21 protein-coding genes are annotated in these 24,712 nt (G+C 49.7%); 12 read left to right on the top strand and 9 right to left on the bottom strand.

Going from position 1 to position 24,712, the window contains the following annotated elements:
* Positions 1–31: 31 nt before the first annotated feature.
* A complete protein-coding gene (locus ACSR9A_RS11365) occupies positions 32–571 on the bottom strand; it encodes a hypothetical protein (protein ID WP_473757344.1) in 540 nt (179 codons plus the stop codon).
* Between the two features lie 158 nt (positions 572–729).
* Here ACSR9A_RS11365 and ACSR9A_RS11370 point away from each other — a divergent pair, with 158 nt between their 5' ends.
* Positions 730–1,164 (top strand): GNAT family N-acetyltransferase, encoded by a 435-nt coding sequence (locus ACSR9A_RS11370; RefSeq protein ID WP_473757345.1) that lies wholly within the window; start codon positions 730–732, stop codon positions 1,162–1,164.
* A gap of 134 nt (positions 1,165–1,298) precedes the next feature.
* On the opposite strand, the gene ACSR9A_RS11375 is transcribed toward ACSR9A_RS11370, so the two are convergent.
* Positions 1,299–2,759: an alpha-L-fucosidase gene (locus tag ACSR9A_RS11375; protein WP_473757346.1), complete on the bottom strand. Its 1,461-nt coding sequence runs from the start codon at positions 2,757–2,759 to the stop codon at positions 1,299–1,301.
* Between the two features lie 126 nt (positions 2,760–2,885).
* On the opposite strand from ACSR9A_RS11375, the gene ACSR9A_RS11380 reads away from it, so the two are divergent.
* Together ACSR9A_RS11380 and ACSR9A_RS11385 are read left to right on the top strand one after the other, a co-directional pair.
* Positions 2,886–3,710 carry an AraC family transcriptional regulator gene (locus tag ACSR9A_RS11380; RefSeq protein WP_473757347.1) on the top strand — a complete coding sequence of 275 codons (825 nt, stop codon included), beginning with the start codon at positions 2,886–2,888 and terminating at the stop codon, positions 3,708–3,710.
* Positions 3,711–3,875: 165 nt separating this feature from the next.
* The gene (locus ACSR9A_RS11385; protein ID WP_473757348.1) at positions 3,876–4,775 is read left to right on the top strand and encodes a manganese catalase family protein; all 900 of its coding nucleotides are present in this window, start codon (positions 3,876–3,878) and stop codon (positions 4,773–4,775) included.
* 102 nt (positions 4,776–4,877) lie between these two features.
* Here the strand turns inward: ACSR9A_RS11385 and ACSR9A_RS11390 are convergent, their stop codons facing one another.
* On the bottom strand, positions 4,878–6,614 hold the full coding sequence (locus ACSR9A_RS11390) for an ABC transporter ATP-binding protein (protein ID WP_473757349.1): 1,737 nt from the start codon (positions 6,612–6,614) through the stop codon (positions 4,878–4,880).
* A gap of 122 nt (positions 6,615–6,736) precedes the next feature.
* Here ACSR9A_RS11390 and ACSR9A_RS11395 point away from each other — a divergent pair, with 122 nt between their 5' ends.
* The 4 genes from ACSR9A_RS11395 (at position 6,737) to ACSR9A_RS11410 (ending at position 12,307) form a co-directional block, all read left to right on the top strand.
* Positions 6,737–8,179 (top strand): ABC transporter permease, encoded by a 1,443-nt coding sequence (locus ACSR9A_RS11395; RefSeq protein ID WP_473757350.1) that lies wholly within the window; start codon positions 6,737–6,739, stop codon positions 8,177–8,179.
* 14 nt (positions 8,180–8,193) lie between these two features.
* Positions 8,194–9,702 carry an ABC transporter permease gene (locus ACSR9A_RS11400; protein WP_473757351.1) on the top strand — a complete coding sequence of 503 codons (1,509 nt, stop codon included), beginning with the start codon at positions 8,194–8,196 and terminating at the stop codon, positions 9,700–9,702.
* 166 nt (positions 9,703–9,868) lie between these two features.
* Entirely contained in the window at positions 9,869–11,710 is a 1,842-nt protein-coding gene (locus tag ACSR9A_RS11405; RefSeq protein ID WP_473757352.1) for an ABC transporter substrate-binding protein, read from the top strand.
* Positions 11,711–11,803: 93 nt separating this feature from the next.
* Positions 11,804–12,307 carry a hypothetical protein gene (locus tag ACSR9A_RS11410; protein WP_473757353.1) on the top strand — a complete coding sequence of 168 codons (504 nt, stop codon included), beginning with the start codon at positions 11,804–11,806 and terminating at the stop codon, positions 12,305–12,307.
* 21 nt (positions 12,308–12,328) lie between these two features.
* Here ACSR9A_RS11410 and ACSR9A_RS11415 read toward each other — a convergent pair whose 3' ends face one another.
* The 3 genes from ACSR9A_RS11415 to ACSR9A_RS11425 are packed head-to-tail and all read right to left on the bottom strand — an operon-like array spanning position 12,329 to position 14,791.
* Positions 12,329–13,105: an ABC transporter permease gene (locus ACSR9A_RS11415; RefSeq protein WP_473757354.1), complete on the bottom strand. Its 777-nt coding sequence runs from the start codon at positions 13,103–13,105 to the stop codon at positions 12,329–12,331.
* A 7-nt stretch (positions 13,106–13,112) separates the two neighbouring features.
* Positions 13,113–13,919 (bottom strand): ABC transporter permease, encoded by an 807-nt coding sequence (locus ACSR9A_RS11420; RefSeq protein WP_473757408.1) that lies wholly within the window; start codon positions 13,917–13,919, stop codon positions 13,113–13,115.
* A complete protein-coding gene (locus ACSR9A_RS11425) occupies positions 13,919–14,791 on the bottom strand; it encodes an ABC transporter ATP-binding protein (RefSeq protein ID WP_473757355.1) in 873 nt (290 codons plus the stop codon). Before ACSR9A_RS11425 ends, ACSR9A_RS11420 begins: the two co-directional genes overlap by 1 nt.
* A gap of 916 nt (positions 14,792–15,707) precedes the next feature.
* On the opposite strand from ACSR9A_RS11425, the gene ACSR9A_RS11430 reads away from it, so the two are divergent.
* Positions 15,708–16,118: a GNAT family N-acetyltransferase gene (locus ACSR9A_RS11430; RefSeq protein ID WP_473757356.1), complete on the top strand. Its 411-nt coding sequence runs from the start codon at positions 15,708–15,710 to the stop codon at positions 16,116–16,118.
* Positions 16,119–16,231: 113 nt separating this feature from the next.
* On the opposite strand, the gene ACSR9A_RS11435 is transcribed toward ACSR9A_RS11430, so the two are convergent.
* On the bottom strand, positions 16,232–17,314 hold the full coding sequence (locus ACSR9A_RS11435) for a M23 family metallopeptidase (RefSeq protein WP_473757357.1): 1,083 nt from the start codon (positions 17,312–17,314) through the stop codon (positions 16,232–16,234).
* Positions 17,315–17,536: 222 nt separating this feature from the next.
* Here ACSR9A_RS11435 and ACSR9A_RS11440 point away from each other — a divergent pair, with 222 nt between their 5' ends.
* The 4 genes from ACSR9A_RS11440 (at position 17,537) to ACSR9A_RS11455 (ending at position 22,897) form a co-directional block, all read left to right on the top strand.
* Positions 17,537–18,292, top strand: a complete 756-nt coding sequence (locus tag ACSR9A_RS11440; protein ID WP_473757358.1) for a response regulator transcription factor — start codon at positions 17,537–17,539, stop codon at positions 18,290–18,292.
* On the top strand, positions 18,289–20,088 hold the full coding sequence (locus ACSR9A_RS11445) for a sensor histidine kinase (protein WP_473757359.1): 1,800 nt from the start codon (positions 18,289–18,291) through the stop codon (positions 20,086–20,088). Before ACSR9A_RS11440 ends, ACSR9A_RS11445 begins: the two co-directional genes overlap by 4 nt.
* Before the next feature lie 505 nt (positions 20,089–20,593).
* A complete protein-coding gene (locus ACSR9A_RS11450) occupies positions 20,594–21,853 on the top strand; it encodes a Glu/Leu/Phe/Val family dehydrogenase (protein ID WP_473757360.1) in 1,260 nt (419 codons plus the stop codon).
* 66 nt (positions 21,854–21,919) lie between these two features.
* The gene (locus ACSR9A_RS11455) at positions 21,920–22,897 is read left to right on the top strand and encodes a diaminopimelate dehydrogenase (RefSeq protein ID WP_046233954.1); all 978 of its coding nucleotides are present in this window, start codon (positions 21,920–21,922) and stop codon (positions 22,895–22,897) included.
* A gap of 219 nt (positions 22,898–23,116) precedes the next feature.
* Here ACSR9A_RS11455 and ACSR9A_RS11460 read toward each other — a convergent pair whose 3' ends face one another.
* Both ACSR9A_RS11460 and ACSR9A_RS11465 read right to left on the bottom strand, forming a co-directional pair.
* On the bottom strand, positions 23,117–23,887 hold the full coding sequence (locus ACSR9A_RS11460; protein WP_473757361.1) for an HAD family hydrolase: 771 nt from the start codon (positions 23,885–23,887) through the stop codon (positions 23,117–23,119).
* A 43-nt stretch (positions 23,888–23,930) separates the two neighbouring features.
* Positions 23,931–24,689: a sulfotransferase family 2 domain-containing protein gene (locus ACSR9A_RS11465; RefSeq protein ID WP_473757362.1), complete on the bottom strand. Its 759-nt coding sequence runs from the start codon at positions 24,687–24,689 to the stop codon at positions 23,931–23,933.
* Between the last annotated feature and the right edge of the window lie 23 nt (positions 24,690–24,712).

A 24,712-nucleotide genomic window follows, 5' to 3' on the forward strand; every position in this document is an offset into this window, starting at 1 on the left:
GGAATGGTTAGCCTGTTATCCGGTGGGCCGCTTATTTCTCCACGATGCTTGCAGCGGAAACCTCACTCAGTGCTCGCAGCGTCAACAGAACATGCTCCAGCAGGCTCGAAATATCCTCCATTTGCTCCTCGTTGATTTTGCGCTTGAACGACAGCTTAATCTCGTTCTGATGCGTCGCCTGCCCCTCAGAGTAGGCAAAGCTGAGCGTCTGCACAGGGACGGGGTTTTCCGGCCAAATTCGCTGGAATACCGCCTCAATCTGCGGACATTGCTGCTCGAAATCCTTCACCCTCATATGAAAAAACAAGCTCAGCTCGCAGCCGGGCGCTTCTCCCGGCAGCTCTAATAGCTCGGCGGCCAGCTCCTTCAAGGAGGCTTCGAGCCGCAGCTCGGCAGTTACCGCTTCCTGCCCAGTTAAGTGGAAGGCAAGGCTGAAGGCACGTCCCATCACGGACATTTCCATCGTATCTTTGCGGCCTGTAATCTGAATCGTTTCATCCAGCGTATCCAGGTCGTACAGCTGATTCTCAAAAGCAACCTTCAAATTATCGAATACGGTTGGATCAAACATCTTTTTTTCCCTCGCAATGGTCGTATTTTATATGTCTAAGCAAATATTGAAGCGTTTCAATAGAGCTGTATTTATTATACAACGGTTTTCTGGTGGAGGTGGGAAAGAGCGGTTATACTATTTTTAACATTAGAGATTTAAATCGTTGGAGGTGCCGTATGGAGCTGAATTTCAAATCATATGTGGTGAGTGATGATAAGCTGCGTATTCAGGTGCAGGTGGTCGTGGATTATTTAGCAACCAGCTATTGGGCGAATAATCGGCCTGCTGAGAAGATTATTAAATCAATTGAAAATTCCATTTGCTATGGCGTTTACGAGCTAGAGAACGAGCAGGAGCAAATGATTGCTTTTGCCAGAATCATTACGGATGGGGCGACGACTTACTATTTATGCGATGTGTTTGTGCTGGAGGCTTACCGCGGTCAGGGCATTTCCAAAAAGCTGATAGAAACGATAACGAATGCCCCGGAATTCCAAGGTATGACAGGGCTGCTCGGTACGAAGGACGCGCACGGTCTGTATGAGCAATATGGCTTCGAACGGGATCAGACGCGGTTCATGCGCAGGCCGGTGCAAAAAAGAATTGATTAAGCAGGGGAAGGTGATAGGGTGGAGTATGATTCAAGCAGTACAATAATTGGAATGGAAAACAGCAAAACCCACCTTTAGCCTTCATTAGGCTGTTGGTGGGTTTGCTATATAGATGCATGGCTGCCTTGATATGATTAGTCCACTGTAATCTTCAACACAACCGGATATGGGCTGCGAACCCCATTCGTCTTCACGACGAGTGCTTCTGCTGTACGCTCCCAGACAGGCTGCTCCTCGAAGCCGAGCACCTCGATCTGTTGAATAATGCCTTGGAAATCGTGGGATTTCTCCTTCAGCGACGTGATTTTCACCTCGCCGTCCTCTGGGTAGACGAGCACAGTCGCATACAGGCTGCTTCCCTTCACCGTAAAGCGGATATCCTGCGGTGTGAATATTTTGCTTTTACCGTCTGTAAACTGTCCCTCTGCAACCTTCGTCGGTCCTTCCCCATAAGTACGCCAGTAGCTCGTATCATAGATCGCTTCGCCATTCGTCTCAAGCCAGCCCCCAATTGCAAGCAAAATGTCCTGATCCTCCTGAGGAATCGTGCCATCGGCTTTCGGTCCAATATTGAGCAGCAGATTGCCGTTTTTGCTGACGATATCGACCAAATCTTGAATGAGCTCCAGCGGCGACTTATAATCATTGTTAGGCGTATAGCTCCATGAGTTGCGGGCTACAGCGGTATCCGTCTGCCAGTAATAAGGCTTCAGCTCGGCGAATTGTCCGCGTTCCACATCGGGAACAGCGCTGCCCAGCATATAAGCGTCATGCTTATAGTTAATGATGCCTTGGAAACCCAGCTCTGCGGATTTATTGTAATAATACGCCGCAAGCTTTTTCAAATACGGCTTGAACGAGGCATGCTGAATCCACCAGTCAAAATATAAAATTTTCGGCTCATAATTATCGATCAGCTCACAGCAGCGAATGAGCCAGTCCTCCATATATTCATCCGTCGGAGGGGATTCATATTGACTGAAATGATCCTCTGGCTCCGGCATGGATGGCCAGTAAAAGTCGCCGCATGCAAGCGGTTCATGAATATCAGATTCAAACTCCTTGCCATGCGATAGGAAGAACCAATGCTCCGCACGGTGGGACGAGGCGCAGAAGGTCAAATTCTTTTGCTCAAAAGCGATTTTCATTTCATTCAGCAAATCCCGTTTAGGTCCCATTTCGTAGGCGTTAAAGCGGGAAACGGCGCTGTTGTACATTTGAAAGCCATCATGATGCTCCGCAACGGGCATCACATATTTCGCTCCTGAGCGCTGGAACAGGTTGGCCCATTCGTCAGCATTAAATTTTTCAGCCTTGAACATCGGGATAAAATCCTTATAGCCAAAGTTTTTATGCTCGCCATAGGTGGCAATATGATGCTCATATTCCTTGCTGCCCTGGATATACATATTTCGCGGGTACCATTCGTTGCCGAAGGCGGGAACGGTGTACACGCCCCAGTGAATGAAAATGCCGAATTTAGCTTGCTTATACCAAGCCGGAATTTCAAAATCGCCGAGCGATTCCCAATCGTCACGATAAGGGCCCTGCGCAATGGTGGCGGCTATTTGGTTCAAATAATTTTGTTTATCCATGGTTTCTGCTACCGTCCTTTCCGAATGCAAATCTATATGGCTATTCTAGCAAGCGCTAACAGGATTAAGAATGTGGGACACTAACTTTTATTTGTATAAAATTAACCATGGAAGCAGGTTTGCCTCATGAATGCTCATTCCTTGCTCGCCTATTATTTGTCCCATATGCAGGTCGAGCTATTTATCGCCCATCACAATACGGTCAGCACCGAATGGCGTGATCTCGATTTTACGCCGGATTACAGCAAATTCTATTTCATCGAGCATGGAAGCGGTTGGCTCAAAATTGGCGATGAGGAGTATGCTCCTGTTCCGGGCCAGCTTATTCTAATGCCGGAGGGAGTGCCCCAATCGTATTCGGTCATAGAGGGGAGCGACACCTACCGCAAATATTGGTGCCATTTCAGCGCCAAGGTCGGGGAAATCAACCTGTTCAAGCTGCTGGATATGCCTTATCTTTGCATGGCTGTTGATCAGGAGCGGGTACGGACGATTTTTGCCGAGCTGGTGTTTTATGCGAACGATCAGACGATCTACGCTAAGCTGCTTGCCAAAGCGAAGCTGCTGGAGCTGTTTTCGTTGTTCGTTATGCAGCAGGATGAGGAGAGCATCAGCTTGAAAAATGCGGCGGCCACTCAGCGGCTGACGGAAATTTTGAGCTATATCCATATGAATAGCGGCAGCGATATCACCATACAAGACCTAGCGCAGCGGGCGTGCCTGCATCCGAACTATTTTATAAGAATGTTCAAGGAGCAAATGGGCGTGCCGCCGATTCAATACATCGCCCGTTTGAAAATTGAAAAGGCGAAGGAGCTGCTGGCCGACTCATCGCTCAGCGTTAGCGAGGTTGCCGAGCAGGCGGGCTTTAATGACCTGTTTTATTTTTCAAAGCAATTCAAGAAAATCGCGGGCCTGTCTCCAACGGAGTTTAGAAAACAAGGACCATAAAGGGCTACAGAGGACTATAGAGGACTACAGAGGTCTAAAAAATAACTTTATCCCCTCCAACTTCTCAATTACGGATATCGTTCCCTGATGCAGCAAATAATAAATTGTCGCAACTTATTGGCGCTGTCAGAGGAGTCCAATCTTGAGAATATTGGAGGCAGAAGCATGTTCAAACGCTTGGATGAAGTGTTGATCGAAATTCCGAATGTCGGGCGGCCTGAGCCGAACGCGGCGGCTGCGGTGCAAGAGCTGCTGGGCGGGAAATTTGGTGAAATGTCTACTCTAAACAACTATTTGTACCAGTCATTTAATTTTCGCTCGAAAACGAAGCTGCGCCCGTTTTATGATTTGGTTACGAGCATTACGGCGGAGGAGCTTGGCCATGTCGAGCTTGTCTCCCACGCGATTAACCACTGCCTGCATGGCTCCACCACACCGGGCAAGCCGGATGAATCGCCGCTGAAATCCGTCAAGGACTGGCGCATGTCGCTGCCGTTTCTGTCCGGTGGACAAGGCGCATTGCCTGTTGATTCAATGGGCAGGCCGTGGACGGGCGAGCATGTGTTCAACAGCGGGAATCTCGTTGAAGATTTGCTGCATAATTTCTTCCTTGAAGTGGGTGCCAGAACCCATAAAATGAAGGTGTATGAAATGACCTCCCATCCAGCTGCGCGCGAAGTGGTGGGCTATTTGCTCGTGCGGGGCGGCGTTCATGTCGTGGCCTATGCCAAAGCGCTGCAAGTGGCGACCGGTGTCGATGTGACCAAGCTGATTCCGATTCCTTCGCTTAATAACAAAGCGTTCAATGAAGCGCGCAAGTATGAGGAGAAGGGCGTTCATACGAAGCTGTATACGTACAGCGATAATGATTTTAAAACGATTGACCAAATTTGGAAGGGCACGCATCCAGAGGATGGGCAGCCTCTTGAGGTTATTCATGGGGTGCCGAAGGGCGTACCTGTACCGGAATACCCGGAGGTGGAGGAAGAATTCGCGCCGGGTATTTCCGCGGAGGATTTTGCCGCCATTGCGGAGCGGCTGAAGGCCGCGGGAAATATTCATTAGCTTAGCCTGAAAAAGAACGCTAAACAGCCAGCACTTGCCGTCTATTTTCGGCTAGTGCTGGCTGTTTATTTTTCAAATCTATGCTGCGGCTTATTTCGAAGCTTAAGCTCCTGCAACGGCAACAAAATGTCCCGGCTTCACTTCTATAAAGGAAGAATGCTCCAGCCCGTATGGATCGGCTTTAGAAGCCTCCGTATGTGGCAGCAGCCGCTTCTTCGATTCAATGGCTGGATCAGGAACAGGGATGGCTGCGAGCAGCGACTTCGTATATGCATGGAGCGGATTCGAATAGAGCTCCTCGCTTTCAGCCAGCTCAACGATTTTGCCCTTATACATAACCGCGACCCGGTCGCTAATATGCTTAACCATGGATAAATCATGGGCGATAAACAGGTAAGTCAGGCCAAGCCGCTGTTGAAGCTCCTCCAAGAGCTTCACAATTTGCGCCTGAATCGAGACGTCGAGAGCAGACAGTGGCTCGTCGCAGACGATAAATTCCGGCTCAACCGCCAGCGTACGGGCGATGCCAATGCGCTGCCGCTGCCCGCCGGAGAACTCATGCGGATAGCGGAGAGCATGGGAGGCGTTCAGCCCGACCAATTCCAGCAGCTCCTCTACGCGTTTGAGACGATTCGTCTTGCCCTTCGTTAGGGCATGAGCATCCAACGCTTCGCCGATAATATCCACAATGCGCAGGCGCGGGTTGAGCGAAGCATAGGGATCTTGAAAAATAATGCCCATATGCCGCCGCATTTGCTTCATCTCGGCCCGATTTAAATGCTGAAGCGGGATGCCCCGGTACAGCACTTCCCCGCCTGTCGCTTCGTTTAACCGCAAGATCGTGCGGCCTGTCGTTGACTTACCGCTGCCCGATTCGCCAACGACGCCAAGCGTCTCGCCCGCTTGAATGTCAAAGCTCACATTGTTAACCGCTTTAACAATCTGGCCTTTGCCAAGGTCAAAATGCTGTCTAAGCGAGCGCACCTGAAGCAGCGGTACATTGTCCTCCGGGCGGGCTAGCAACGGCTTCGGCTTTGGCTTCTTTTTCTCATCGAGACGCGGCAGGGCATGAAGCAGCTTTACCGTATAAGGATGCTGTGGATTTGCGAAAATTTGCTCCGTCGTGCCGCTTTCCACGATTTCTCCATCCTTCATGACGACTACGCGGTCGCACATCCCCGCTACAACACCCAAATCATGCGTAATCAAAATAATGGACGTTCCAAGCTGCTGCTGCAATTCCTTCATCTGCTGCAAAATTTGTGCCTGAATCGTTACATCCAGTGAAGTCGTAGGCTCGTCTGCGATGAGCAGGGAAGGCCGGCAGGCGAGAGCAATCGCAATCATCACCCGCTGCCGCATGCCACCGGAAAATTCATGGGGATATTGATAATAGCGGGCCTCGCTATTTGTAATGCCAACCATGTCCAGCATCTGGATTGCGGCTTTTCGGGCCTCCTGTTTACCAAGCTTCCTATGCTTGATTAAGCTTTCTTCAATTTGGCGGCCAATACGCATCGTCGGATTAAGCGAAGACATCGGGTCCTGAAAAATCATGCCGATATCCTTGCCGCGTATTTGCTCCATTTCGTGCTCTGACTTATGAGCGAGATTATCGCCTTGAAATAACACCTCGCCGCCTTTGACTATAGAGGGGGGAGAAGGGAGCAAGCGCATAATCGTGCGGGCAGTGACGCTTTTGCCGCTGCCCGATTCGCCAACGATGCCGAGCGTCTCACCTTGCCTGACTTCAAAGCTTACCCCGCGTACCGCCTCAACCTCTGAATCACGAGAAAAGAAGGAAACGGACAAATTATTTACTTGTAATAATGGTTTCATATCGTCACCTGTGCAAATCAAATTTAATAGAATGTTGACATTTTGTATTCCTTAAAATAAAATCTACTATATCCATCGGAATAATGCAATTAAAATTACTAGACTAAAAGGGGCGGGCATGCTTGACGGGGCAAGATTTGAAAATCGGAAATGGCATCACAGACTGGGCGGCTGCTGTCTATCGTAAAATGCTTCAGCATCCAGCCTACAGGCTGCTGCTGCTTATCGCAGGCGCACCCGTATCCGCGTTCGTATTCGCGGTTTATTTATATCGTAAAGCCCGGCATGGCTATCGCCGGATTGAGGAAGAGACGAGAGAAGAGCTGCTGCAAGCAGGCAGCATGGACAAGCTGCTGACGGAGGCACTGGATCAAATCCAGCGCAAGCAGCGATTTTTCGGCCAGACGCCCGGCGCAGACAAAACGGAGCAGGAAGCGAGGCGAATCGCAGCCGCTAAATTTAAAGAGCAGCTGGCCGCCCGCGTATTGGATCGTCTGTCAGAGGAGCAGCAAGGGAAGCTAACGTTCAGCGATACATTCGATTCTCTGCTCAAGCGGCCCGCGTTTTTCGTACTGTCGCTGATTCCTGGACTACTGATGTATGCCATCATGGCCCTTTATGCGAACCCGTATGTGAAATATATTACAGAGCGTTTGTTTATGGCGATATTTGTTATTTTCGGTGTAGCCTTTTTAGTTTTTACGATTTTGTACATTTCGCCAATGAATCCGGCGGCTAACCTATTGGGGGAGACGGCAACCACAGAGCAAATTGCGGCGTTTAACCAGCTGTATGGACTGGATCAGCCATATCTCGTTCAGCTATGGAATACGATTAAGGGCATATTGACCTTTGATCTGGGCCGTTCCTTCGCAGGCAATGAGAGTGTAACGACAGCTATTGCGGGCAAATTCCCGGTTACGCTGACGTTAACCTTCATTTCGACGCTGATCGCGGTATTGATTGCTTTGCCAATCGGCATTATTTCGGCAACGAGGCCAGGCTCCTTTTTTGACTACACCTTTATGTTCATTGCCTTGCTGGGGCTGTCGATTCCAAATTTCTGGCAAGGCTTGATTTTTATTTTGAATTTCTCAATCAAGCTATCCTGGCTGCCGGCTACTTATAATCCGCAAAATGCACTTTCGGCAATTATGCCGATCGTTGTTCTGGGTACTGGCCTGACAGCCGCGGTTGCGCGAATGACCCGCTCTTCAACGCTGGAGGTTATCCATGAGGATTATATTACAACCGCTAGGGCGAAGGGGCTGGCTCGCCGGCATGTCATCTGGAAGCATGCTGTAGGCAATGCGCTCATTCCGATAATTACGGTTATTGGACTGCAATTTGGCGCGATGCTTGGCGGAGCGGCGGTGACGGAGAAAGTGTTCAATATTAGCGGGATTGGAAGCTACATTGTAGATAAGCAGTTTATTCCGGATATCCCGGCCATTATGGGCGGGGTCGTCTACACGGCGATTACAATATCGATTATTAACGTCATTGTGGATCTGCTTTACGCCTTTTTTGACCCTAGAATTCGCTCCAAAATGAAACAATACTAAAGCAGGTGCTATCCGTGTCCAATGATTTAATAAGCAAGCAGCAAATTCGTTTTAGATTAAAATCCAGCCTGGAGTACAGTCAGGCCAGCTTTGCTGGCATTGTCTCCTTGGCATTGGCAATTGTGCTGCTCCTCAGCAGCTATACGCCCGCCGACGCTTCATTCAAGCCGGTCGGGCTTGCCCTAAGCGCTGCCTATTTTGGTTTTGCGCTGCTGCAGCTTGCGGTATGGGCAATCATTCGGCGCGATTTGCTGAAAGGCGGCGAGCTTCGCCGTTCAACTAGAGCGCTTGGCTACGTACTGCTGCTCAGCTTGGCGACGGCGAATGTGTTCATTGCCACCGCAGCACTCCAGCTCATTAAGCGGAAGAAGAGCGCTGCGTATACGCTTGCGGTATACACTTTGCTAACCACTTTGCTTGTGTTCGCCGTATCTGCCCTGAATGTATTCAAGCCTTATGTGGCAAATACGTTTTTACCCGGTATGGTGCTGCTGCTCATCTCAGCGGTTATCCAGCTCGCGAGCCTGCTGCTTGTGGCCAAATATGCTGATCGGGTGGAATTGCCGCGCTGGATGTGGCTCGTCGCTTTGATCCTGATCGCAACGGCAGTGAGCGGCAATCTATTTGCACTTTTCCTCGGCTTGCTGCTTATCGCCAAGCTGCGGGATCGCAGCTTTACATCCGGCTCACGGCTGAGCGATGTGGTGGAGAAGCTGTCCAGAAGCTCAACGTCGATGCTGGGATTGCTCTTTATTTTGTTCCTGCTGACCTTGTCGGTCACCAGCTATTTAATCTTTGATTATGGACTGGCTATCGATAATAATTATGGAGCGATTTTGCAGCATCCAAACCTCGCTTATCCGCTGGGTACGGACAATTTTGGCCGGGATTTACTTTCCCGCATCGTATTCGGTGCCAGAATCTCGCTGCTAGTCGGCTTTCTATCTACGCTCATTCCCGTCTTAATCGGCGGTGTGCTGGGTGCCGTATCCGGCTATTATGGCCGCCATGCGGATAACATCATTATGCGTGCGCTGGATGTGCTGTACGCCATCCCGGGTATTTTGCTGGCTATCGCCATTATTGCAGCTTTTGGCGCCAGCACGACTAATTTAATATTGGCGCTGAGTATCGGCGCGATTCCGACCTATGCCCGAACGATGCGGGCAAATGTGCTGCTCGTATCGACGCTCGAATATGTACAGGCGGCGCGGGCTTTCGGCTCAGGCGACCTCGTTATTTTGTTCAAGCATATTGTGCCGAACGCCATCGCTCCTATGATTGTGAAATCGACGCTTACGATAGGCACCGCCGTTATTTCAACGAGCAGCTTAAGCTATCTCGGTTTGGGCGTCGAGCCGCATATCCCGGAGTGGGGCAATATTTTGCGGCTGGGCAGCACCTATCTGGAAACACACGCCTATACGGCGATATATCCGGGACTTGCCATTATTGCGCTCGTGCTGTCGTTTAATTTTCTCGGCGATGGCTTGCGGGATACATTAGATCCGAAGCTGGATTAGAGCGGCGCTAAAGCTGCAATTGCAACGGTAATGGTAATGGCCTATTTATTTGCTGTAACCTCATTCATATTCCATCCAAAGCTACGTTACGAAACGATGTATTGGCGATGTACGAATGTGAGTTAACTTATAGACTATAGAATAATGACAAAGAGGAGAGAGAAACATGAAACACACAAGCAAGCTATTTTCACTTATTCTGCTCAGTCTGGCTATTATGCTGAGCGGCTGCACATTGACGACGAAGGATGAGGCTGCAAGCACGCCGCAAGCGACAGAAGGCGCAGAGGCGGTTGTTGACAGCAAGCCTATTGATATTGAATTGCTCGGAATGAGCAGCAGCGAGGCGGATCTGAATATTGTTCGCGACCAGCTGACGAAAAACGGCTTTAACGTAAAGCTGAACATTCAAGCCGATTACGGTACTTTTAAAGCCCAGCAGGATGCTGGCAACTATGATATTGCGTTGTCCAGCTGGACGACAGTTACTGGAAACCCGGACTATGCGGTTCGTTCGCTGTTTAAAACCGGCGGTGACTATAGCATTATGAGCTACAAGGACATTGATGCCCTCATTGATACGGCTTCCACCCAAACGCCGGATCAATATACAGAAACGTATAAACAACTGGAGCAAAAGCTCGTTTTCGACAATGCTTACATTGCTCCGCTTTACAGCTCGCTTAAATCGCAGGCGTTTAATCAAGAAGTGCTGAATAAGGACAGCGTTCGCCTATCCAAGTCCAGATCGCTGCCGTGGGAAGAGTTGGATTTTAAAGACGCATCGAAGCGCAATACGGAAGCATTGGTGCTGCAATCGACAATGGCGACCTTGACTTCGCTTGACCCGATTAAAGGCAATGACGGCTCCATTAACATCATCAATACGAACCAATACGTGCGTCTGCTCAATCTGACCGATGATGACAAGCTGACGGCGGAGGGCTCACTGTCGTATAACTTTGCGATTGCCGAAGGCAATTCCGATTATTATTTCATCTTGCGTGATGATATCCATTTCGCAGAAATTAAAGACAAGCTCGTTGCCGATTCTGGCGAGCGTGTAGGCGCCGACGATGTTATTTTCTCCCTGGATCGCGCGAAAAATAAAGATTCCGTTCCTGACCACCGGACATACACGCTGCATGAGCATATTAAAAATATTGAGCTGGTTACTGACCCAGCAGTGCTTGAGTCCGTTAAGCTGTCCGGCGGCAGCGATAATGTGAAAAATGAACTGGAAAAAGGACTCGAAGCCAAAATTTCCGAGCTCGTATCCGATAAGGCGCAAGCGAGCAGCAAGGAAGGCAAGTATCAGGTTGTGAAGCTGACAACAACGGTTCCCTTCCCGCAAGTGCTGAATTATTTGGCTCACCAATCTGCAGGGATCGTATCCAAGAAGCAGGTAGAAAAAATTAATACGTACGATGTAGCTAAATTTGATGTAAACAAGGATATTCCTTACGGCGACCAAAACACGGTAACCGAGGGCAACCAGTACAACAATACGCTGTATACAAGCGGTCCATATATTTTGGCTCACAAAAACGACTACGAAGCTGTCTTCTATAAAAACCCTGGCTACATGAAAGGCACGAAGCATGAGCCGAAAATCACGTCGATTAAGGTTCGTTTTATAAAAGATGCCGATAGTGCATTGTCCGCACTGCGCAGCGGCGAAATTCATCTTTATTACAGCGTGCCTGAAACGAAGTTTGACATTGTGAAGGGCGACAGCAAGCTGGCGCTCCAGACGCTTCCGAGCAACGCGGCTTCGTACCTGCTGTTCAATACGAAAAACCGTCCGGTAGCAGAAAGCGCAGATTTGAGAAAAGCCGTCCTTTATTCGATCAATCAGGATGAATTTTTGGCCTATTACGGCGGCAATAAATTTAAAGCTATTTCTACGCTTAGCCCGCTTGTGAAAACAGGCCTTGAGCTGAAAGCTGATTCGGCAAAAGTAAAAGAGTTTTTGAACGCCTACCAAGCAGGCGCAGCAGCTAAATAATAGAAAGAGATTGCCCCCTCCTTCGTGATGGCTGGGGCAATCTCTTTACTCATATTAGGACAAGGATTAGCACAGATAAAGGAGACGAATAACATGGATGCAAAGACAGGAACGGCTATTAAACTATCGCAGTGGGATGCGCTATTGCTGGAATCGCTTAAGTCCTACGGCTGGACGAATGAACAATTGATTCACAAGGTGCATGCGGGGGACTTTCCCGAGGATACGAGCCCCTTTCAATTTGACTACGGCCTATTGAATACTTTAGCCAGCAGCGATGCGGAGCTTTTTGCGCAGGCTGTGACCGAGGGCTATCAAATTAAATACAATACGATTCGCGGCATTCACAGCTGGATCAAGGTTGCCTTCCAGCAGGAGGCGGAGCTCCTATTGGATTCAGGCAGCGAAGCAGTCCATGCTTGGCTAACGAATGAGGAAGCTGATCGGCTTGCCTCGGTGCTTTCTTACGGTTGGTCGTTGTCCAAGCTGGATGGTGCAGCGCTCCAAGTAACTAATGCTGCCGATACCGTCGATGCACCGGGCGTACCGAGCGCGGCTGGCCGCGACGCCTATCGCATTTATCCGGCAGTCCAATAATAAGCTGCTTATCCCGCAGCACTAAGATCCTGTCGAGCGGTAGCGCCGAACGCCGATTTGCCAGATGAGCAGACATGGCGCAAGAAAAAGCAGCCCTGCCAGCGGCAGAAAGGCATACATCGGGTTTTCCACGCGGCCGAGTATGTATTGCAGCGGCAAATAGTTGGCACAGCCGAACGGGATGATGAAGGTGAAAAATTGCTGAATGCGCCTATGGTAGATGCTGAGCGGGTATTGCGCCATTTCCCGGCCTCCGTCGGTCAAAATATTGGCGATTTCGAGCCCCTGCACGGTCCAGAAGCTGAATGAGGCACACAGAATAAAGATACTGGCAAAAATAATAACTCCGGACGCTTGCGCGAGTACGAGTGCGGTTATTTTCAGCGGCGTCCACTCGAGGCCCAGATTCGTAATCGCCCAGATCAGCACGCCGATGCCAAGCAGCAGGCGCCCGACGCGGGAAAATTCAAACTTGGAGCCGAGCACCTGAAGAATGGTGCCGCGCGGCCGAACGAGCAGCCGGTCGAAATCCCCGCTGACGACTAGCGAGGAGAACATATCAAATCCGCGGGCGAAGCATTCGGTAATCGAGAAAGCCATATGTGTGATGGCAAAGCATAACATAACCTCGTAAAAGCTCCAGCCTTTCATTTCCCCGAAACGCTCGAACATGAAATATAACCCGGCAAACACAGTGAAGGGCGTTAAGCATTGTCCAAGCACGAGCAGCAGAAAAGAAGCGCGGTACTGCATTTGCGCTTTGAACAGCAGCAGCATGTATTTAAAATAAAGCGTCATCGCCGCATCAGCCTCCTTGTACAACGACGCGTCGCAGCGCCTTGCTCATCGCGATTTTGCCAATGAAAATAAGGGCGGCAAGCCACAGCAGCTGAAACAGCAGCCCCGTTGCTGCATCCAGCTTGGGAATATTGCCGGTGTAGACGCGAAAAGGGAAGTCGACGGTCCAGTGGAAGGGCAGGACGTAGACGATTCGCTGCATCCAATCCGGCATAAGCGGCACCGGAATAATCATGCCAGCGAAAAACTCGCCAAACACGCTGAACATCAGCAGGGAGCCAGCCGGAGACATCGTAATAAATACGGAAATATAAATAAGCATGGAGATGGCTACGATTAGGAACAAGCCTATAATAAGCGAGCAGACGAATAGGAAAAAGGCGGCAAAGTCAGGCGGCAGCTCGAGCCTATAGGGCTGTGGCAGAAACAAGCTCACCAGCAAGATCGGCAGGCAGCGAAGCAAAGCGCTGGACAGCCGCTGGGCGAGCAGCTTGGCATACCAGAGGCCGTAAATGCCGCTTGGCCTGCACAGCTCATAGGCAATATTGCCGCTTGTAATGAGCTGAAACAGCTCATTGTCCCGCAGCCATAATACGATGAAGGCAAGGAACGCTTGCTTGAGCCAGCAGTAAGCGACAACCTCGGAGAGGCTCATCTGCGGTGCGGCTGCGCTCGTCTGGGCATAAAAGGCTTCAAACACCATAATGAAAATAAAGCCGAAAAAAAACTGCGTCCCGATGCCTGCATATGCGGCGGCACGGTATTGCAGCCCGTTGCTGAGCCGCAGTCTGAGTACGGCGTAATAAGGTTTAATCATAGTGCGTACTCCCTGTACATTTGCACAACAATGTCTTCGATGGACAGGCTGTCATTGGACGGGTCCTGCTCAGTTGGTGAATTCGATGCCTGCTGGAGCTGTGAAGCTTGTGCCGTTCCGCCTTTGCCTCCATAACGGCTGCGGAGTCCTTGCACGGTGCCATCATAAAGCAGCTTACCTTTGCCGATGAGCAGCAGGCGGCTTGCGAGTGCCTCAATATCAAACATATCGTGGGTCGTCAAAATGACGGTAACGCCTTTTTCCTCGTTGATCGTTTTAATGAACTGCCTGACGGCGATTTTCGATACGGCATCGAGCCCAATCGTCGGCTCATCCAGAAACAGCAGGCTGGGACTGTGCAGCAGCGAAGCGGCAATTTCACAGCGCATGCGCTGTCCAAGACTGAGCTGGCGAACGGGAGTATGCAGCAGCGCTTGTAAATCCAGCGTTTCCACGAGCAGTGCCAGAGTAGACCGGTATTCCAGCGGAGGAATGCGATAGATGTCGCGCAGCAGCTCGAAGGAGTCCAGTACCGGAACGTCCCACCATAGCTGCGAGCGCTGTCCAAACACGACGCCGATATTTTTTACATAGGAAACGCGATCCTTCCAAGGGGTGTACCCCATAATCGAGCATGTCCCGCTATCTGGTACGAGAATACCGCTCATCGTCTTAATCGTCGTCGACTTTCCAGCTCCATTCGGGCCAATGTAACCGACAATTTCGCCGGAGCCAATCGTAAACGAGATATCCTGCAGCGCCTCCACCACCGTATACTCCCTCCGAAACAGCGATTTTACCGCATGCGCCAAGCCCGGCGGCCGCTTCGACACCAGGAATGACTTGCTAATTCCGTTAACCTCAATCAAGTGCTTTCCTCCTCACGTTGTTAAAATGACAGGGAGAAGATAGTATCATTTTATGGTAAGCGCTGTCAATCCATTTTTTGTTGTTGACTAGGATGTTTATGCAAGTGGGAAGCCTTTCTATTACTCCTTGCTTAATGCTATATTCGAGGGTAATCTCCTCTGACAATTCAAGGCTTAAGGAACCACAGCATACAATTGTTTCTGAAAACGCAGTTGCAGAAAACACTGGGGCTGGGAACACGCAGCTTGGGATGCTCAACTCCTTTTTGGAAGGACTGAGATTCCGCTATTCTGGCTTTTGATCCCATTTCGGACCTTAATCGGACAGGAAATCCGCTATTGTCTTCATAATCCTCTCAAAATGATGATGGGCAGCACATTAGCGGCTCCTGAGTCCGTAGCTGATGCCAAAACCAGTGATTCAGTTGAAATAGCGGCCGCTGTGTCCTCCAAGTATATCTTTGTGTATTCATCCAGAAAGCAAAGCCTTGGAACGAGGAGCGTGAAGCTGCCTTTAGGTAAGCAGGTTCACCTTCATGAGGGGTGAAATTCCCGCTAATAGCAGGAGTATGTTAGACGCTGGCATCTATGGGGATCTGGCTTGTTTACGCTTGCATACACGTCTTCGTTTATAGAAAGAAACGATATCAGGTTTTAAGAAAAGTAAAAGCATCTTGAACAGGCGCTTAAATTTTAATTACTTCCTCTTAAAATATTTTGGGAACGCAATTCTGTTTTCTTCAAATTCAACTGTATTCAACTAAATCCTGTAAATTTGTCTCCATCAAAATAGCGTCTGCTTTTTAGTTTGCCAAGTGGACGAGGTGAAGTGTTCAGAATCAGTTCAGTTATATTTTATATAATGAATAATAAATGACGCGAAGAAGATTGTACGCTCAAAGAGGTGATGGAGCAGATGATAATAAAAATAGCGCTCGTATCCGATGCCGAAGCAATCACTGCGCTGAAGAAAGCGGCGAGCAGAGGTCAGGGCGGCCGATTCGGAACGTATAGGATGGAGCCTTCAATTACGTCCTTGGCGGCTATAAGGGAGCAGTTTCAAGACCATATTTTTCTCAAAGCGGTTGTAGATGGCGAGTCCATCGTTGGTTCGATCCATTTGCATGTGAGAGGGGATGTTCCATATATCGGCGGACTGATCGTACATCCAGCATACTTGGACAGAGGCGTAGGGGAAGAGCTGCTGCTGGAGGCGGAAGCGCTGTTCAAGATAGGGCAGCAGCTTGAGGCTCCTATACCGCTTTTTGAGGAGCAGGACTATCGCAAAACAACATTCGTCTATAAACGTTTAATACGATTTCATTGAAAAATACTAAGAAGAATATGCGTCCGTCTGGCACAAAAGATCGCGAGAGACAAAAAACAGCTGCAAGCAGAGTCTGAAAAGACCGATGCTTGCAGCTGTTTGCTTTTGCTTTCTTATTCAGCGCTGCCAATCGTTTCACCTTGCACAGGCTTAATGCCGCCTTCCCATTTCACTGCAATCGCTGATGAGGTGAACAAATCCTTCCCGTCAGACAGCTGAAAATGCAAATGGGCCTCGCTGGAGTTGCCGGAATTGCCCGTCAGCCCAATGACATCGCCTTTGCTGACCTTGTCGCCAGGCTTTACAGTGGCGGAGCCTTTTTTCATATGGGCAAGATAGCTGTATTCGCCTCCATGATCAATGACAACCACATTGCCGGCAGGCGCCTTTTCATTCATGACGCCAACGGGCTCGTTATCGGCAATATCGTTAACAACCGATACGACTGTACCGTCCGCAGGGGCTAGAATATCCTGGCCAAAGGCGAAGTAGCTTTCATTTTTCAACGGATCGCCTTCATAGGAAAAACCGTCCTTCGCCTGCACAAAATCATAGGCGTAGCGCTGACTCTCATATTCATAGTGATAATTGACTAGCACATTGTTTCCGCCCCAAATGACAAGCCATTCTCCGCGAAAGGGCAGACTGTAACTATTTTTGGTCAGTATGCTGTCTGTTTCCGTTGCAGGGGTGAGCTCCTTTACTTGCAGCCCAAGAATCGTGCCTTCCGTATCAAAAATGCCGACCATTCCCTTATTCCCGGAATCGCTCACCCATGTGCGCTGCTCCGCGCCGCTTTTGTTCAAAATAGAGGAGTTTTCGAGCGACTGCACGCCACTCATAAAGGACTCGGCCATTTTTATAAAATCAGCCTCGCTAACCTGTTCCTTGAATGGAGCGCTAAAGCGCTCATAAACCCCTTTATAATTGCCGGCAAGCAGTGCCTCTGGCATTTGCTCCGGCGTTACCGGCGCTTCACTTGGATTTGCTGCTGACTCCGTCGCAGCTGGCGGATTTGAGGCAGCACCTTCTGCCTGATTAGCAGCTGCGGCGGAATTTGTTGCCCCGCTATTGCTCGTTGCCGCTGTATCCCCGCCCCCGCAGGCAGTTAAAATCACGGCTAGCGTGCCGACAGCAGCAGCTATTTTAACCGAAGTCCCGGCTTGTTTGATCCTCTTAAATGATGGTTTCTGCATTCCAATCTCCTCCTCTATATTCCTATCGTCTATAACCCTATAGTAGCAGTCCACTCTTAGCTGCTATGAAACAGCGGCTTAACGCTGTCTTAACTTTCAGCGCTGAGCCGATCTTTCGAATTAAGCTTCCGTTAAGCCGGCATAGCGTATTTAATCTGGGCGATCATGCTATGATGGAGAAATAGCATAAATACAGCACAGATAATGAAAGGAGGCGGCGTAGTGGAAAATGCAGCGATTTTGCTTGTGGATGATGAACAGGCGCTGCTGGAGCTATTACAGACGGTGCTGCGCAAGGAAGGCTACACGAATATTGACAGCGTTGGCACAGGAGAAGCGGCGATTGCTGCCTGTACAGCGAAAAAATATGATTTAATCGTCTTGGATGTAATGCTGCCGGGGCGCAGCGGAATCGAGGTATGTCCGTTTATCCGGCAAACGACAGATGCTCCGATTTTATTTTTGAGCGCGCGCACTTCCGATTTCGACAAGCTGACCGGCTTTGCCATCGGTGGCGATGATTATATTACGAAGCCCTTCAATCCGCTTGAGGTGGTGGCGAGGATAAGGGTGCAGCTGCGGCGATATTTTGGCGCGTCTACTTCAGTAAATAGCGGCAGAGCGGTGGAGATGGAGCGGGGACCTGACAGCCCTGTTTTTGATTATGGACGATTTAAATTGGATGAAGCAGCGGGCGAGCTGACGGTGGAAGGGCAAGCGGTTGCCTGCCCGGCGCTTGTATTTCAACTGCTGCTGTTTTTATGTAAAAACCCGAACCGGATATACAGCAAAAGCGAGCTGTACGAGAAGGTTTGGGGCGACGATGCCTTCAGCGACGATAATACCGTAATGGTTCATATTCATCGGATTCGGGAACGAATTGAGGCTGATCCTTCGAATCCGAAGTTTATCGTCAACGTGAGAGGGCTCGGCTACAAGCTCGTTCAAGGGCCGCTGCGGGAGAATAGCACGCAATGAATATGCGGCGGCAATTGACGTTGAGATTTGTCCTCCAGCTGGGGATAGCGGGCACAATCGTATTGCTTATGTCTGCTGTAACGGTAGTCTGGATGCTGCAAAAGTTTAACGAAATTAGCATTACGCGTGATTTTGCCAACGTTGGACTGGAGAAGCTAGTCGAATCGTCGGAGCTTGGAGCAGAGGGGATTCGCTTTGATCCCAGCCTGCTGCAGCAGGTGAAGGAAAATGGCGGCTGGCTGCAAAGCCTGGATGAGCTCGGGCAGGTGGAAACCTCCTATAATACGCCTGCGGATGTTCCCAAGCAATATGGTCCGGGCGAACTGGTCGCTTATTGGACAGGGAAGCAGCCGTTTGCTTACCACTTGGCCGTATGGATTCAACAGAAGAACGGAAGGCTTTACACGCTCGTTTATGGCGCGCCGAATTATATGCAGCCGGTACTTACGCAGGTGAACGATGGTGGATTTGCAGCGCAAGACGGGCAGCTTTTGCTTCCTGATGAGATGGGCTTCGAGCTGATGAAGAGCCAAGTGTTCGTGCAACTGCTGGATCAGGCAGGCACGGAGCTTGCTTCCTACAATAAGCCGGACACCATTCCAGGGCAATATTCCGTTCAGGAGCTGGTACTTCGATCGCTCTACTCCGAGAGGTACGGCTATCTCATTCAATCTTCCTACAATGAGCAGACGAAGCAGACATGGATTGTTGGGCAAAAAAATACGGGAACAGAGACCTCGGGCAGGAAACCGATCATTCCGGCCGAGGCACAAATTGTCATTATTGGCGTCGTTACGATGTTTGCCGCGATGCTGATTTTATTCCTGCTGCTGTCGCTGTGGCAGGCGCGCCGGTTTGGCGCACCTTTGCTGCATATGCTGGTATGGCTCGATGCCATCGGCCATGCTGTTTACCAAGAGCCGCTGGATCGCAAGGGTTTGCCGCGCAGCCGGATGCCTTCTGGTAAATGGCGGCGGCGATACCGTGTTTTCGCCGATGTCATTTTATCCATTGATAAGCTGTCTGCTGCTTTGCAGCGCGAGCAGAAGATGCGGAAGCAGACGGAAAGCTTGCGGGAGGAATGGATAGCGGGCGTTACCCATGATTTGAAGACGCCTTTGTCCTCCATTACGGGCTATGCCCATCTGCTGGTGGAGCCCAAATATGATTGGTCACAGGCGGATGTGCGCAAATTTTCAGCAACGATGCTGGAAAAGTCGGCTCATATGGACATGCTGATCAGCGACCTGGCGATGACCTACCGCTTGAAGACGGGGATTTTGCCGCCCGAGATCGAAGAAGTGGAATTGAATGGCTGGCTGCGGGACACGCTGCAGCTGGCGGCAGATGATCCCATGTTTGGAAAAGGTAGAATCCGGTTCCAAGCGTCTGCTCAGAAAGCGGTATGGGTTCAGCTCTACACCCCGTGGCTGGAGCGTGTCGTTAACAATATTGCTGCAAATGCGCTTTTGCATAATGCGCCGGATACGGTTCTAAGCGTCTCGTTGATCGTTGCGGATGAGAAGAAAAATGAAGGCATAACGATCGAATTTGCCGACAATGGTGGCGGGATGGATGAGAACACGCTGAATCGGCTGTTTGAACGGTATTATCGCGGCACGGATACCGCCACTTCGCCAAATGGCTCGGGCCTTGGGATGGCGATTGCCAAAGGGCTGACAGAAGCGATGGGCGGCAAAATCTCGGTCGTGACTACTCTAGGGGAAGGCACGATCATTCGGCTTATTTGGAGCGATATAATAGTTAGGGCACATACTACTGGAGTATCCGACTAGAGGAGCTTTAGAGGGAAAAATGACATTATTGCTTCCTTCCGGTCAGGGGGAAGGTTGGAATAGTGCAAGGCTGGATGCATAAAGCGTCCAGCCTTTCTTTTTTGGCGGGCAAGGCTATTGTTACCTTTCATCATTTTTTCGTGTGACAATGAATGCCATGAAAACGACGAGACAAGCTTTTAATTTGCCGGAGACGAAAAATAAAGTGGTAGTAAACCTGACTTGATATTAATTTTCGCGCTTAAAATCAAGTTTTGACACAAAATCACGGATTTATATATCAATTGATGTCATATGTCACTTCTTATAACTTTTAAAGAAACCTAACGTTACAATGGACGATTTGAATATTTTTTTGCATTATTATCAAGAAAATTCTTTTAATATGCAGGTGAAAAAGGTAAAATGAAAAAAACTCATTGTCGGTGTAATTCGATAGTGCGCGGTCGCGGTAAAGCGGCAGTTTTCAAGCAGACCAATTTAGAGTGAAGGAATGATTTCGAAAATGACAGTCGTTGTTGCAGAAGAAACATTAAACCCTTATAAAATTGCCCAGCAGCAGATTGATACGGCGGTTGCCCATCTGAAGCTGCCTGAGCATGTAACTCAAATTTTGAAGCATCCGATGCGCGTATTGTCGGTTAACTTCCCGGTTCGTATGGATGATGGTTCTGTACAGGTTTTTGAAGGCTACCGTTCCCAGCATAATGATGCGATTGGGCCAACTAAAGGCGGCATTCGTTTCCACCCAGACGTTACGCTTGATGAAGTTAAAGCATTGTCGATGTGGATGAGCTTCAAATGTGGCGTTGTTGGCTTGCCTTATGGCGGCGGCAAAGGCGGCGTTATCTGTGATCCTCGCAAAATGAGCAAAGGCGAACTGGAACGCGTAAGCCGCGCATTTATGGAAGCTATTGCCGACTTTGTTGGACCGGATAAAGATATTCCTGCACCAGACGTGTATACGACGCCGCAAATTATGGGCTGGATGATGGACACGTACAGCAAGATGAAGGGCAGATATTCCCCAGGTGTCATTACAGGCAAGCCGCTTATTATCGGTGGCTCGAAAGGCCGTAATGAAGCAACAGCGCAAGGCTGTGTGTATACCATTTTGGCAGCACTTCAAGATAAGCATCTTCCGGTACAAAATGCGACTGCAGCCGTTCAAGGCTTTGGCAACGCAGGAAGAATCGCAGCTCGTCTGCTTAGCGAAGCAGGCTGTAAAATCGTGGCGATCAGCGATTCGCGCGGCGGTATTTACGATCCTAACGGACTGGATATCGATAAAATTTCCGACCTTAAGGACAATGCGTCCATTTTGGACTACGGCGAATCCTTCGTTATTTCCAACGAAGCTTTGCTGGAGCTGGATGTTGACATTTTGGTACCAGCTGCGCTGGAAAATGTGATTACAGCTGCTAATGCAGACCGCATTCAAGCAAAAATCATCGCTGAAGCAGCAAACGGCCCAACGACGCCGGAAGCAGACCGCGTTCTGTTCCAGAAGGGCATCGTTGTTATTCCTGACGTCCTTGCAAATGCAGGCGGTGTTACGGTATCCTATTTTGAGTGGGTTCAAAACCTGATGAATTACTACTGGAGCGAGGCTGAAGTGCTTGAGAAGCTCGAAACGAACATGATTCAGTCGTACGTGGCTGTTCGTGATTTGGCGAAAGAGCACAGCACTGACCTTCGTACAGCGGCTTATATGATTTCCATCAAGCGTATTGCTGCAGCAATGGAAGCAAGAGGCTGGGTGTAGAACGGACTTTTAGTTCCGATCTGCTTGCAATCATTTTTTAAATTTATATAAGAGGTGGCGATACACATGGCTGAACAAATTCGCATTGGCATCGTAGGTTATGGCAACTTGGGCCGCGGCGTGGAGCTTGCCATCAAACAAAGTCCGGACCTGCGTCTGGATGCTATCTTTACTCGCAGAAATCCAGATTCCATTCCGTCTGAGACGAAAGCTTATTCCATTGAAGACGCAGAAAAATTTATTGGCGACATTGACGTTATGATTTTGTGCGGCGGCTCGGCAACCGATTTGCCGGAGCAGGGACCTGCTTTTGCCCGTCTGTTCCACACCGTCGACAGCTTTGATACGCATGCTCGCATTCCTGAATATTTTGAGCAGGTGGACGCAGCTGCGAAAGCAAGCGGCAAGATCAGCGTGATTTCCACTGGCTGGGACCCGGGCTTGTTCTCCCTTAGCCGTCTGCTGGCGGAAGCGATTTTGCCAGAGGGCAAGGAGTATACGTTCTGGGGCAAAGGCGTTAGCCAAGGCCACTCCGATGCAATTCGCCGCGTCAATGGCGTGAAGAACGGCGTGCAATATACGATTCCCGTTGAAGAAGCGGTCAATCGTGTACGGAGCGGGGAAAATCCTGAGCTCACAACGCGTGAGAAGCATCTTAGAGAATGTTATATCGTAGCAGAAGAAGGCGCGAATCAGGAAGCAATTGCTGATGAAATCCGCAATATGCCGAACTATTTTGCCGACTATGATACGGTTGTGCATTTCGTAGACGAAGCGACGCTGAAAGCAGAGCATTCCGCAATGCCGCACGGCGGCACAGTACTGCGCAGTGGCAAAACCGGAGCAAACAGCACACAAATCATTGAGTTTGGCTTAACGCTGGACAGCAACCCTGAGTTCACGGCAAGCGTGCTTGTCGCTTATGCGAGAGCAGCCTACAAGCTTGCTCAAGAGGGTGGAGCTGGCGCGAAAACCGTCTTTGATATTCCGTTCGGCCTTCTGTCGCCGAAATCCGCAGCACAGCTGCGTAAGGAATTGCTGTAATTCGTTCACATCAGACTAGCTCGTATATATTTTGCTAGTTATTAACGCTATAAAAGACAAACAAGCCGTCCTTTCAGCAGTTTATTCTGCGGAGGGGCGGCTTGTTTTTGCAGTATTGGTTGGCACGGAACAGCTGAATCGGTATGTTGTGAGCAAGCGTTACTTCGAATGGCATATAACGCATCCGTGACAGGTCAGATAGACGCCATACTATTTGGCTTAGTTGGAGTAACCGTCTTTGCGGTCTGGCAAAGGCAAAACACCCATTTTCACCAGCTGTTCCTGCAAATCTGTGTAATCAGACATGATGTAAGCAGGAGCATGCTCCGTTAACGGCTGCACCTGACGGTGATTGAACCAAATGGAGATCCAGCCTGCTTGCAGGGCGCCTACTACATCATTATTCCAAGAGTCGCCTATGTAGATGCAATTCTCCGGCAGCGTGCCTGTGCGCTCATTCACCAGCTTGAAAATCCGCGGGTTGGGCTTGTCCCAGCCTACTTCACCGGAAATGAACTGACGGTCACGCGGGATCAAATCGTCGATATCCATCGCTTCGATTTTGCGGCGTTGATGGGCACCAGCTCCGTTGGTAATGAGGCCAACGATATACCCGGCTTTTACAAGCCGCTCAAGCATTGCTTTTGCCCCTGGAAACATCACGATGTCGTATTGGCAGCCAATGTAGGCAGCCTGCATCGCTGCGGCCTGCTCGTCCGTAAGCGCTGCGTCGAACTCGCCTAGCGCCAGCTGGAAGCGGCGCGTCCGCATCAGCTCCGTCGCAGCCCCAGCCTCCAGTGCGCCAGCGCCGCCCATTTGCTCGGATAGCACATCGCTGTAATGCCGCATGCGGCGGTAGGCTGCTTCATAAGGGAAGGCTTCGCTAAGCTGAAGCACTTCTTGTACTGCTTTCGTAAAAGGAGGCAAATGATCATACAGCGTATCATCCACATCGAAAAAAATACCTTTTTTTAAGCTATTATCCGTCATGGCTAGTTCTCTCCCGTTTTCGTCTATTTCATTGTCAGTTCCTCTAATAGTAACCCAATTGGTCCTCGCCCTGCCAGCGGCAATTGCGTTTATAAAGGCGGAGCTCCTCCCGAGAAGCATGTGAAAGCGCATAAAGCTTTTTCAGCAGAAGCTGGCGGGCAAAATAGTACAGCTCAACATCACTCGCATTTTTGCTATGGATGATGTCAATGATGTCGCTGGTCAGTTCCGTTTTTGGGGGGCGGCTTTTATTGGCATTTATTTTCGAATAAACCTTCGGCTCCCAGCCCATTGTTTTCATAAACAAAAATTGCGATTCCGCATACAGCTCCGTAATGCCGGCGAATGAAACATGCTGCTCCAAATTTCTGGTCGCCAAGCTCAAATCGGGAGTCGTGCTCCATAGCTCTCCGCTCAGAAACCGGGTTTGCAAATTTACATATTCGGGATCAAAATACGAATTATTCAGAAACTCCTCGAACGTAAGATAGGGATTGTAGTTATCTAGATAGCTCTTATTTTTGTATTTAAAATAAAAGAAGGAGGCGATCTGGTCCACCGGATCACGCAGCATCGTCACGTATTGGCAGGGACGGCTAGTGGCTTTGTGAATTCCAAATGGGAGGTGGCCGCATAGCGCATCGGCCTGTTTGAGGGTTTGCCGCAGCAAGTCGGGTTTATCCGCCACCTGAAAATAGTAAACAGCGTTCGGGCAATGCTCATTAATCGCCTGCGTGAAGGAGGTTCCCCCGGTTTTTGGAATGTGTACATAGAGCAGCAGCGGCTCCTTGGCTGTTTTCATTATTTCGCACCTCACCTTGTTCA

It is taken from the genome of Paenibacillus sp. R-74696, from assembly GCF_055814915.1.